The organism is Mesorhizobium sp. LNJC394B00 (assembly GCF_000502555.1).
In the GTDB taxonomy this organism is placed as follows: Bacteria; Pseudomonadota; Alphaproteobacteria; order Rhizobiales; family Rhizobiaceae; genus Mesorhizobium.
Window position 1 is genome coordinate 1370955 of record NZ_AYWH01000002.1, and the last position, 11307, is coordinate 1382261.

Annotated in this window: 11 protein-coding genes; 3 read left to right on the forward strand and 8 right to left on the reverse strand. The window is 63.6% G+C overall.

All coding sequences use genetic code 11. The features are described from left to right. The first annotated feature begins 13 nt into the window (after positions 1 to 13). Complete coding sequence (locus tag X751_RS153075) at positions 14 to 1582, forward strand: acyl--CoA ligase (protein WP_081839900.1); 1569 nt, start codon at positions 14 to 16, stop codon at positions 1580 to 1582. Positions 1583 to 1647: 65 nt separating this feature from the next. Here X751_RS153075 and X751_RS153070 read toward each other — a convergent pair whose 3' ends face one another. Beyond that, complete coding sequence (locus tag X751_RS153070) at positions 1648 to 2097, reverse strand: Rrf2 family transcriptional regulator (protein WP_023673075.1); 450 nt, start codon at positions 2095 to 2097, stop codon at positions 1648 to 1650. Positions 2098 to 2357: 260 nt separating this feature from the next. Further along, a complete protein-coding gene (locus X751_RS153065; RefSeq protein WP_023744562.1) occupies positions 2358 to 3344 on the reverse strand; it encodes a sulfate ABC transporter substrate-binding protein in 987 nt (328 codons plus the stop codon). Positions 3345 to 3584: 240 nt separating this feature from the next. On the opposite strand from X751_RS153065, the gene X751_RS1000000165560 reads away from it, so the two are divergent. Together X751_RS1000000165560 and X751_RS153060 are read left to right on the forward strand one after the other, a co-directional pair. Continuing rightward, positions 3585 to 3857: an AbrB/MazE/SpoVT family DNA-binding domain-containing protein gene (locus X751_RS1000000165560; protein WP_023690806.1), complete on the forward strand. Its 273-nt coding sequence runs from the start codon at positions 3585 to 3587 to the stop codon at positions 3855 to 3857. Further along, a complete protein-coding gene (locus tag X751_RS153060) occupies positions 3854 to 4252 on the forward strand; it encodes a type II toxin-antitoxin system VapC family toxin (protein WP_198022438.1) in 399 nt (132 codons plus the stop codon). The genes X751_RS1000000165560 and X751_RS153060 overlap by 4 nt, the downstream gene beginning before the upstream one ends. Positions 4253 to 4266: 14 nt before the next feature. Here X751_RS153060 and X751_RS153055 read toward each other — a convergent pair whose 3' ends face one another. From X751_RS153055 to pbpC, 6 genes are all read right to left on the reverse strand, one after another. Then, positions 4267 to 5307, reverse strand: coding sequence for a sulfate/molybdate ABC transporter ATP-binding protein (locus X751_RS153055; RefSeq protein WP_023673079.1), 1041 nt, complete (start codon positions 5305 to 5307; stop codon positions 4267 to 4269). Between the two features lie 73 nt (positions 5308 to 5380). Further along, the gene (gene cysW / locus X751_RS153050) at positions 5381 to 6265 is read right to left on the reverse strand and encodes a sulfate ABC transporter permease subunit CysW (RefSeq protein ID WP_023690809.1); all 885 of its coding nucleotides are present in this window, start codon (positions 6263 to 6265) and stop codon (positions 5381 to 5383) included. Beyond that, on the reverse strand, positions 6258 to 7109 hold the full coding sequence (gene cysT / locus X751_RS153045) for a sulfate ABC transporter permease subunit CysT (RefSeq protein ID WP_023687973.1): 852 nt from the start codon (positions 7107 to 7109) through the stop codon (positions 6258 to 6260). Before cysT ends, cysW begins: the two co-directional genes overlap by 8 nt. Before the next feature lie 18 nt (positions 7110 to 7127). Further along, entirely contained in the window at positions 7128 to 8156 is a 1029-nt protein-coding gene (locus tag X751_RS153040; RefSeq protein ID WP_023673082.1) for a sulfate ABC transporter substrate-binding protein, read from the reverse strand. Positions 8157 to 8386: 230 nt separating this feature from the next. Then, positions 8387 to 9070: a M15 family metallopeptidase gene (locus tag X751_RS153035; protein WP_023744564.1), complete on the reverse strand. Its 684-nt coding sequence runs from the start codon at positions 9068 to 9070 to the stop codon at positions 8387 to 8389. 100 nt (positions 9071 to 9170) lie between these two features. Then, positions 9171 to 11276, reverse strand: coding sequence for a penicillin-binding protein 1C (gene pbpC, locus X751_RS153030; RefSeq protein ID WP_031247064.1), 2106 nt, complete (start codon positions 11274 to 11276; stop codon positions 9171 to 9173). Positions 11277 to 11307: the final 31 nt, after the last annotated feature.

Genomic DNA, 11307 nt, shown 5'->3' on the forward strand with positions numbered 1-11307 from the left:
CGCCGGCAAGGCCATGGTGAACGCCATTCAGGGTTCGAACTTGAAACAGGCCCTATCGGTAGCACTTCCTCAACTGGAGCCCTGGCAGCCGGCTGCTGTGGCGCTGATGGCGCCGGACCGGCCATCCCTGAGCTTTGCCGGCCTCGCCAATCTTGTCGACAAGCTCTGCGGCGATCTCGCCAGGCGTGGCGTTGCCCGCGGCACGGCCGTCGGCATCGTCTTGCCCAACGGCCCGGAAATGGCGGCCTGTTTCCTGGCGGTCTCGGCGTTGGCGACGGCTGCGCCGCTCAATCCGGCTTACGGCGAAGACGAATTCCGCTTCTATCTCGGCGATCTCGATGTGAAGCTGCTGCTGTGCGGACAAGGCATGGGCGATGCCGCGCGCAACACCGCAAAGGGGCTCGGCATTGCGGTGCTCGACGTCGTCGTGACTGACGGCGCCAAGGCCGGCGAGTTTCTCCTCTTGGGCGACGCCGAACTTGCGGCTGCCGGCGAGGCACGCCGCGACAAGGTGCAGCTCAACGGGCCCGACGATTTCGCGCTTGTCCTGCACACATCGGGAACCACGGCGCGGCCGAAGATCGTCGGCTTGCGGCAGCGCAATCTGCAGGCATCGATGGCCAACATCGCCAGCACCCTGGCGCTGTCGGCAAACGATATGTGTCTCAACGTGATGCCGCTGTTCCACATTCACGGGCTGATGGCGGCGCTCAGCGCACAGCTGGCAGTCGGCGGCGCTGTTGTCTGCACGCCGGGCTTCAACCCGCTCAAATTCTACGGCTGGCTGGGCGATTTCCGGCCGAGCTGGTACAGCGCGGTGCCGACCATGCATCAGGCGATCCTGGCGCGCGCCGCCCGCAATGGCGAAACCATCGCGGCTGCGCGGCTGCGCTTCATCCGCTCGTCTTCGGCAGCGCTTCCCGACACCGTGTTCCGCGACCTCGAGCGCGTCTTCGGCTGTCCGGTGGTCGAGGCCTATGGCATGACCGAGGCGGCGCACCAGATGACATCCAACGGCCTGCCGCCGGCACGCCGCAAGCCAGGCTCGGTCGGCCTGCCTGCGGGTCCGCAGGTGACGATCCTGGACGACAAGGGGACGATCCTGCCGGCGGGTGAAAAGGGCGAGATCGCGGTGCGCGGCGCCAACATCCATGATGGCTATCTCGACAATCCGGTGGCCAATGAAGCTGCCTTCAGCGATGGCTGGTTCCGCACCGGCGACCAGGGTCTCATCGACGAGGATGGCGATCTGAAGATCACCGGGCGGCTGAAGGAGATCATCAACCGCGGCGGCGAAAAGATCTCGCCGCTCGAGGTCGACAATGTGCTGCTCGATCATCCGCTGGTGGCGCAGGCGGTGACCTTCGCCGTGCCGCATGCCATGCTCGGCGAGGAGGTGGGTGCGGCTATCGTGCTGGCCGAGGGCGCCATCGCCGACGCCGATGAGATACGCGATTTCGCGCGCAGCCGCATTGTCGAGTTCAAGGTGCCGCGCCACATCTTGTTTCTTCAGGAGATACCCAAGGGTCCCACAGGCAAGATCCAGCGCGTCGGCCTGGCCGGCAAGCTCGGCCTGGTCTGAGGACTCTCATTTGAGCATGATCTTGTCCGAAAACCGGTTCCCACTTTTCGGGACCATGCTCTAATTTAGATCTGCGATGTCAGCTCGACCGGAAAATCATCATTGTCGGCGTCGCGCATGGCGGCGAGGCTGCGATTGTCCAGCACTTCGGCGATCGCCTGGCGCACTTCCAGCATCATGTGCCGGACCTGGCAGGTCGCCTCGTCGCAATCCTCGCAGCGCTGGTATTGCGTGCGGCTGGCGCAGGGTATGGGAGCGAGCGGGCCGTCCAGCACGCGCACGACGTGGCCGATCTTGATTTCGGAAGCCGGCCGGGCGAGGCGATAACCGCCTTCCTTGCCCTTGCGACTGAGGACGAAACCGGCATTGCGCAGCTCGCCCAGAATGGCATCCAGAAATTTCTTCGGGATGTTGTTGGCGATCGCGATGTCGTTGACGAATGCAAGCTGGCCGACCGGCAGGCCGGAAAGATGCACGAGGGCCTTGAGGCCGTATTTGCCTTTTTTGGTAAGCATGCCCGCTTCAGTTCATGAAAACCCCAACCACCCGCATCTGGCGGTTGTTTGTGTGCAAATCATGACGTTTCGCCTGAACAACCCGGTTTCGCGTAGAACAAGCCGCCCGGTTGAGATGTTAGGCACAAAGGCGTTGATTCTTTGTAACGTTTTCGCCGATCGCGACAGATTCCGCCTGAAAGCCGTTTGTCGGCGCGCGAAATCAAAAAAGCCGGCAAAGCGCCGGCTTTCTTGTGAGGTGAGGTCGAACGCTGCTGATATCAGCGGCTGCCATAGGTCTGGTCGAGCAGACCGCCGGCGGCGAAGTGCTCCTTCTGTACCTTGTCCCAGCCGCCAAAGACGTCTTCCACCGTCAGCAGGCGGACATCGGGGAAGTCGGCCTTGTATTTTGCCGCGACTTCAGCGTTGCGGGCGCGCAGGCCATTTTCAGCCGCGATGGTCTGGCCCTCGGGCGTGTAGAGGAAGTCGAGATAGGTCTTGGCGAGGTCACGGCTGCCGTGCTCGTCGGCGACCTTGTCGACGATCGCCACCGGGAATTCGGCGAGCAGGCTGACCGTTGGCGTGACCTGTTCGAACTTGTCGTTGCCATACTCCTTGCGGATGCCGCGCGTTTCCGACTCGAAGGTGATCAGCACGTCGCCGATCTCGCGCTGCACGAAGGTGGTGGTGGCGGCGCGCCCGCCGGTGTCGAAGATCGGCACGTTGTTGAACAGCTTGGTGACGAACTCCTTCACCTTGGCGTCGTCGCCCTTGAAGGCTTCCTTGGCGTAGGCGGTTGCGGCCAGATAGGTGTAGCGCGCATTGCCCGACGTCTTGGGGTTGGGGAAGATCACCTGCACGTCGTCGCGCACGAGGTCGTTCCAGTCCTTGATGTGCTTGGGGTTGCCCGCGCGGACGAGAAAGGATGGGAGCGAATAGAAGGGCGAGGCGTTGTCGGGGAAATCCTTCTGCCAGTCGGCGGAGACGAGGCCTTTCTTGACCAGAAAGTCGATGTCGGTGACCTGGTTGAAGGTGACGACATCTGCGCCGAGGCCTTCGGCAATGGCGCGCGCTTGCGCTGAGGTGCCGGCGTGCGACTGGTCGACGGTGAAGCCCGGATGGCCGGCGACGAAAGCCTTGTTCACCTGGGCGAACAATTCGCGGCCGACATCATAGGAAGCGTTGAGCAATTTGTCGGCCGACCAGGCCTGCGAACAGGCGAGGATCAGGCCGGCGACAGTGGCGACGCTGAGGAAAAATCGCTTTATGAAAACAGGCTCCGATGTGCAATGCGTTGCCAGAACATAGCTGGGCCGGAGGGTGTACTGCGAGGCACACGGGGCAGACGTATGGCGTTGCAGCGAAAAAGAAATCGCTGAAGCAGGTTATCGGCGAAATTTCATTCCAGCCGAAATGCCGATGCGTTGGGGTTTTCTGTGGTTTGCAATTCGAGGCCGAGTGGCATATACAAATGGCATATACAAGTGGAACAGACAGGGGAGGCTGCCATGCCGCAGCACCGTCACTCAATACCACCGTCCAGGGAGGCGAAGTTGTTTCGCAACAACCGCAGTCAGGCGGTTCGCATCCCTGTCGAATTCGAGCTGCCTGGCGAGAAGGTCCTGATCAGCCGCGATGGCGACCGGCTGATCATCGAGCCGGTCCGTCAACCAGGCCTCACCGCCTTGCTCACCCAATGGGCGAAAGAGCCGCCGCTTGGTCCTGAAGACGACTTTCCCGAGATCCATGATGCGCCCGTGGGGCCTGAGGATATCTTTTGATTCGGTTCATGCTGGACACCAACATTCTCAGCGACATGATCCGAAACCCTGCCGGCAAGGCTGCCAGTGCGGCGGTTCGCGCGGGAGACGGTGCCCTGTGCACCAGCATCGTTGTCGCCTCGGAGCTGCGTTATGGCTGCGCCCGCAAGAGATCGGCCAAGCTGCTCGCCAAGGTGGAGGAATTGCTCGCCGAGGTTCCTGTGTTGCCGCTCGATGTGCCGATGGATAACGAATACGGAGCACTTCGTGCCGAGCTGGAGGCCAGAGGCCAGCCAATCGGCCACAATGATCTTTTCATTGCTGCCCATGCCTGTGTGTTGGGGACGACACTGGTGACGGCCAACACCGAGTTCCGTCGGATCAAGGGCCTGACGGTCGAGAACTGGCTGGAGTAGCGCCGGATCGATGTCTATGCCGCCGGGAAAAGCTTCCAGCGCCTCGGCCTGAACGCCACCCGGCTCTTCTGCGCCGCAGGATGGTCCACAGGCAGTTCGATCTCGACGCGCTGGCGCTCGCCGCCGATTTCCAGTTCGACGCGTCTTGTGCCGGCGACGCGGCGGCTGGCGGCGACCGTGCCGGCGATGCAGCCGCTGCAGCCGTCGAGCAGTTCGATATCGTGCGGGCGGAAGTACAGCGTCGCATCGCCCTCGGGTGCGTGCGGCGCCGACACGCCGATCGGACGGTCGGCGAGCCAGATCTCGCCATTCTCAACCTTGACCGGCAGCATGCTCGATTCGCCGATGAAGGAGTAGACGAAGGGCGAGTTCGGCGTGTCGTAGATCTCGTCGGCGGAGCCGACCTGCTCGATGCGGCCCTGGCTCATCACCACGACGCGGTCGGCAAGCTCGAGCGCCTCTTCCTGGTCGTGGGTGACGAAGACGGTGGTGTGGCCGGTACGGTCATGGATCTCGCGCAGCCAGCGGCGCAGTTCCCGGCGCACCTGCGCATCGAGCGCGCCGAACGGCTCGTCGAGCAACAGCACCTTGGGCTCGATGGCCATGGCCCGGGCGAGCGCCACGCGCTGGCGCTGGCCACCCGAAAGTTGCGCCGGATAGCGCTTTTCCAGGCCGGAAAGCTGAACGAGATCGAGCAGTTCGGAGGCGCGTCGGCGGATTTCGGCCGCCGGTGGTCGCGACGGTCCATGCCGCACCTTGAGGCCGAAGCCGATATTGTCGGCGACCGTCATGTGCCGGAAGAGCGCATAGTGCTGGAAGACGAAGCCGACATTGCGCTCCTGGATCGAGCGGTGCGAGGCGTCCTCGTCGCCGAAGAAGATCTTTCCGCGCGTCGGCCGCTCCAGGCCGGCGATAAGCCTCAGCAGCGTCGTCTTGCCGGAGCCGGATGGCCCAAGCAGCGCGATCAGCTCACCCGACTTGATGTCAAGCGATACGTCATGGAGGGCCGGAAACCGGTCAAACTCCTTGCGTACGTTGGCAACGCGAACTTCCATGTAGATCCCTCAGTAATTTGGTGCATGTCGTTGTCCCAAAACCGGTTCCCAGTCTTGGGCGACATGCATTTAGTCAGTGCCCGCGCGTCGCGGCGATCTCGGCGCCGTAGCGCATCTCGAGAAGTGTTTTCAAGACCAGCGTGACCAGCGCCAGGCCGGCAAGCAGCGAAGCGACGGCAAAAGCGCCGACGGCGTTGTACTCGTTGTAGAGGATTTCGACATGCAACGGCATGGTGTTGGTCAGCCCGCGTATGTGGCCCGACACGACCGAGACCGCGCCGAATTCGCCCATCGAGCGGGCGTTGCACAGAAGCACGCCGTAGAGCAATCCCCATTTGACGTTGGGCAGCGTCACGTACCAGAAGGTCTGCCAGCCATTGGCGCCCAGAGAGAGCGCGGCTTCCTCGTCGCCGTTGCCCTGTTCCTGCATCAGCGGGATCAGTTCGCGGGCAACGAAGGGGAAGGTGACGAAGATGGTCGCGAGCACGATGCCGGGCACGGCGAACAAGATCTGGATGCCGTGCGCCTTCAGCCATTCACCGAACAGTCCCTGAGCGCCAAACAAAAGCACATAGACCAGGCCGGAAATGACCGGCGAGACCGAGAAGGGCAGGTCGATCAGCGTGGTTAGAAAAGCCTTGCCCTTGAACTCGAACTTGGCGATCGCCCAGGCAGCCGAAATGCCGAAGACGACGTTGAGCGGAACGGCGATCACCGCCACCAGCAGCGTCAGCCGGATCGCCGAGCGCGTATCGGGATTGGAGAGCGATTCCGTGTAGGCGCCAATGCCTTTCGCCAGCGCCTCGTGGAAGACGATGATCAGCGGCAGCAGCAGGAAGATGGCGAGGAAGGCGAAGGCCACCGCCATCAGCAGCAGCCGCACCGGCCGGCTTTCGGTCACCGCCGCCGACCGGCTCTCGTGATGCGGTTCGTAGGATTTGATCTCGGGGTCAGCCATAGCGCTTGCGACTCCATGACTGCGCCAGGTTGATGACCAGCAGCATCACGAACGACAGCAAAAGCATGATCGCCGCGATCGCGGTGGCCGCCGGATAATTGTACTCCTCGAGCCGGATGACGATCAGAAGCGGTGCGATCTCCGACTTGTAGGGAAGGTTGCCGGCGATGAAGATGACCGAGCCGTATTCGCCGACGCCGCGCGCGAAGGCGAGTGAGAAGCCGGTGATGATGGCCGGCGCCAGGCCGGGAAACAGGATGCGGGTGATGATCTGGAAGCGGTTGGCGCCGAGCGTCGCGGCGGCTTCCTCCACTTCCTTGTCGATCTCTTCCATGATCGGCTGCACCGTGCGCACGACAAACGGCAGGCCGATGAAGACAAGCGCCACGACGATGCCGAGCGGCGTGTAGGCGACCTTGATGCCGAGCGGCGCCAGGAGATGGCCGATCCAGCCATTGGGCGCATAAAGAGTGGTCAGCGCAATGCCCGCGACCGCGGTCGGCAGCGCGAAGGGCAGGTCGACCATGGCGTCGACGACGCGGCGGCCGGGGAAGCGGTAGCGCACCAGCACCCAGGCGACGAGCGTGCCGAAGACGACGTTGACGGCGGCTGCGATGAAGGCTGTGCCGAAGCTGATTTCGAGTGCGTTGATGGTCCGGCGGTCGGTGGCGATCGCCCAGAAATCGGTCCAGCCGAGGGCTGCCGAGCGCCAGATCAGGCCCGACAGGGGGATGAGGATGATGAGCGTGAGGTAGGCAAGCGAGAAGCCGAGCGTCAATCCGAAACCCGGAATGACACTCGGCTGTCTGAATCGCCACCCCGCCTTGGCGGGTGCTATGGTCATGTCGTCCTGATCTAAATCCTACTGGGCCGGCTTGTAGATCTGGTCGAATATACCACCATCGCCGAAATGATAAGGCTGTGCCTTCTTCCAGCCGCCAAAAAGCGGATCGTCGATGGAGATCAGCTTGATTTCGGGCGTCTTCGGAATGTCAGCCGCATCCACCAGCTCGGGCTTGGCCGGACGATAGTGGTTCTTGGCGATGATCGTCTGGGCTTCCTTGGAATAGAGCCAGCCGAGATAGGCTTCGGCGACCTTGCGGGTGCCCTTGGCATCGACATTGGCGTCGACGATCGCCACCGGCGGCTCGGCCAGGATCGAGGTCGGGGGATAGACGATCTCGAAATTGTCGGCTCCGAATTCATTGAGCGCCAGATAGGCGTCGTTTTCCCAGCCGATCAGCACGTCGCCGATGCCCTTTTGCGCGAAGGTGACCGTCGAGCCGCGCGCACCGGTGTCGAGCACCGGAGCATTGGCGTAGAGCTTGCCGACGAATTCCTTGTTCTTGGCTTCGTCGCCGCCATCATTGGCGTTGGCATAGGCCCAGGCGGCAAGGTAGTTCCAGCGGGCACCGCCGGAGGTCTTGGGGTTCGGCGTGATCACCTGGACGCCGTCCTTGACCAGATCGCTCCAGTCGTGGATGCCCTTCGGGTTGCCCTTGCGGACCAGGAAGATGATGGTCGAGGTGTACGGCGCCGAATTGTTCTCGAACTTCTTGCGCCAGTCCGGGTTGATCTTCTTCGACTTGGTGACGATGGCGTTGATGTCGCCTTCGAGCGCCAGCGTGACCACATCGGCATCGAGGCCGTCGATCACGGCGCGGGCCTGGGCGCCGGAGCCGCCATGCGATTGCTGGATGGTGACCGTCTCGCCGGTCTCGGCCTTCCAGTGTGCGACGAAGGCTTCGTCATAGGCCTTGTAGAGTTCGCGTGTCGGGTCGTAGGACACGTTCAGAATGGTCGTATCGGCAAACGCGAAACCGAGCGTGCCGAACTGGATCGATGTGGCGACCAGTGCGCCGAGCAGTTTCTTGAAATGAGGTTTGGTCATTTCCGCCTCCGTTGATGACGGCTGAACTCTATCGAATTGATAGAAATTAGATGCATTCAACGTTGCATTTTTTGTCCCCCCGAAGGAAATTTTCGCCGATATTGGGTTTCGGAAGGAAATATTTTCCTCATATTGGTCTAACCCGAATCCGGCCGGTTTGACGCTATCTAGGAGCTGACACCGCAGAAGCAAGGCCGAGCGAGGGAAGGCTCGCTGTAGCACCGGGCACTTCAGCCCGCAGTGATGGGAAAATCGAAGCGCAGTTTTGGAAACGGCTCATCCCGAAGCGTGTAGTGCCACCACTCGCGCGCATAATTCTTGAAGCCGCCGGCGCGCATGGCGTCGAGCAGCTTTTTGCGGTTTGCCGCTGCTTCTGCCGCCAATGGGCGATGGGCGGTTTCGCTCGCCGGGTCGAAACAGTCGAAGCTGGTGCCGAAATCGAGCGTGCCGGCGCCGGCCGCGCCGCAAGCGGCGGATGACTTGTTCTTGCCGTCGCTGCGGGCGATGGCGACATCGACGGTCGAGCCGCGCGAATGGGTGGACAATTCGCCGATATAGCCCTTGGCGATGAGGTCGCCGCGCGGCACCAGAGGGTACCATTGCGGATCGGGCGGGCCGCCCTCTCTGGTCCATTTGCCCATGTCGGCAACGGCGCAGGCCGGGCGGTAGCAGTCGAAGACGACCAGCGTCAGGCCGTCGGCGGCGAGCGCTTTCTGCACGCCGGACAGCGCTTGCGCAGCTTGCTTCGTGAGGATGCAGACTGGGGCGTCGTAGCCATCGGCCTTGCGATGCAGGAAATTTTCCAGGCCGGCATAGCGGATGTCCTGGCGGATCGAGGGATCGACATCGGCCAGGCGGACGAAGCCGGCGGGCAGGGGATCGGCGGCGGCGGGGGAGCAAGTCGAAACGAACATGGATACGGCTAAGGCCAATCCTCGATGCAAGCGCTTCGGCACACCCCTCGCGCCGGGCCTCGGGCGAAGAAGCCCAATCCCCTTTACCGCTTGGCGCCCTCTATTCAACGAACACCTTCACGCTTGCCGCGCGTCCCACGGCGTCGATGACGGTGAGCGTCGAATAGCCAGCGCCGTCGGGCAGCCAGGTCGCGGTGCGGCGGCGGTCGATGCCGACGAGCGGCTTGCCATTGGCCAGCCAGCGGAACGGCGCGCGGCCGCCTTGCAGTTTCAGCACCAGCGGCGAGGCCTCGGCGGAATTGGTGGCGAGATCGACGCGGGCGCCGTTGGGCGGGAAAATGATCGTTGGCGCCGGTTCCGTCGGGCCTGCCTGCACCAGTCCGTCGGCGCCGGCGCCGAAGCGCGCCAATGTCACCGGCAGGTCTTCGCGCCTGGCCTTGACGACGCCGGCCGGCTGGCTGGGCAACGGGACGGCGGTGAGGCCTGAACGGACGAAGCCCTCGAACAGGATGGGGGCGGCCGAGACATAGCCGGACAGGCCGGGCACCGCACCGGCATCGGCGCGGCCGACCCAAACACCCAGCACGTAGCGGCCGTCGAAGCCGACCGACCAGGCATCGCGATAGCCGTAGGACGTGCCGGTCTTGTAGGCGATGCCGCGCTGCAAGGCGCCCTCGGGCGGCTTTACGCCCGACAATATGTCGGTGATCTGCCAGTTCGCCTGGGCGTCGAGGATGGTGGCGGTGGTGCGCTCGGCATTGGCCGGCTCGGTGCCGTCATGCAGCGTGTTTGCCTTCCCGCCATTGGCGAGGCCGGTATAGAGCTGGACGAGATCGCGCAGCGTTACGCCGACGCCTCCGAGGCCGATGGCGAGGCCCGGCGCCTCGTTGACCGGTAGCACCGGGCTGACGCCGGCCTGGCGGAAGCGCGCCATCAGCCGTGCCGGGCCGACCGAGTCGAGCACGCGGATCGCCGGAACGTTGAGCGACAGCTGCAGCGCCTGGCGGATCGAGACATCCCCCTGATAGCCCATGTCGAAATTCTTTGGCCGGTAGCCGCCGAAATCGACCGGACTGTCCTCGATCAGCATTTCCTGGGCCACCAGCCCCTGCTCGAAGGCGAGGCCATAGATGAACGGCTTCAGCGTCGAACCGGGCGAACGCACGATCTTGGTCATGTCGATCCAGCCGGAGCGGCTGGCGTCGAAGAAATCGGCCGAACCGACTTCGCCGAGGATGTCGCCGGTGCGGGCATCGGCCATCACCATGGCGACGGAGAGGCGCGGCCCAAGCTTGATGGCGGCATCGCGCGCCACCTGCTCCAGTCCTTGCTGGACGCTTTTGCGGATAGTCAGCTGCAGCGGCTTGCCGGGTATGGCCTTGGGCAACATGGCATAGGCGGCGTGCGGCGCCAGCGCCGGCAGTTTGCGGCGCAAGCCCGAGACATCATCGAGCGCTGCGCGCGCGGCCTCGCGCTCGCCAAGCAGGCCAGCCGAAACCATGCGGGTCAGCACGCGGTCACGGGCGGCATGCGCAATGGTGAGATTGCGGTCGGGCCGGCGCTTTTCCGGCAATTGCGGCAGCGCCACCAAGAGGGCTGCTTCCGAAACCGTCAGCCGCTTCGGCTCGTTGCCGAAATAGGCAAGCGAGGCAGCGCGCACGCCTTCGAGATTGCCGCCATAGGGCGCCAAGGTCAGGTAGCGTTCGAGGATCTCCTGCTTAGACAGCCGCCGCTCGATCTGGATGGCACGCAGCATCTGCTTGATCTTCGAGCCGAGGCTGCGGTTTTCGCGTGGCTCGATCAGCCGGGCAAGCTGCATCGACAGGGTCGAGCCGCCGGAGACGATATGGCCGCTGGTGGCGAACTGGCCGGCGGCGCGCGCCAGCGCCAGCACATCGACGCCATCATGGTCCCAGAAGCGCTTGTCTTCATAGGTGACCAGCATGTCGACGAACTGCTTGTCGACCTGGTCGAGATGAGTGTCGAGCCGCCAGTAACCGTCCGGCGTGGCGAAGGCGCGCAACAGCTGGCCGTCGCGGTCCTGGACCTCGGTGGAGACGGTGAGCCTTCCGGGCAGCGGCGGCGGAAAAGCGCGGTCGAGTTCCCAGAGAGAAGCGGCAGCGATCGCCGCAATGCCGACGAGGGAGGCGGCGGCGATGCCTGTTCGACGGAGAAATTTTCTGGAGAGCATGGTGGTGCCCTTCATCCGCCTGCCGGCTCCTTCTCTCCGCATAGCG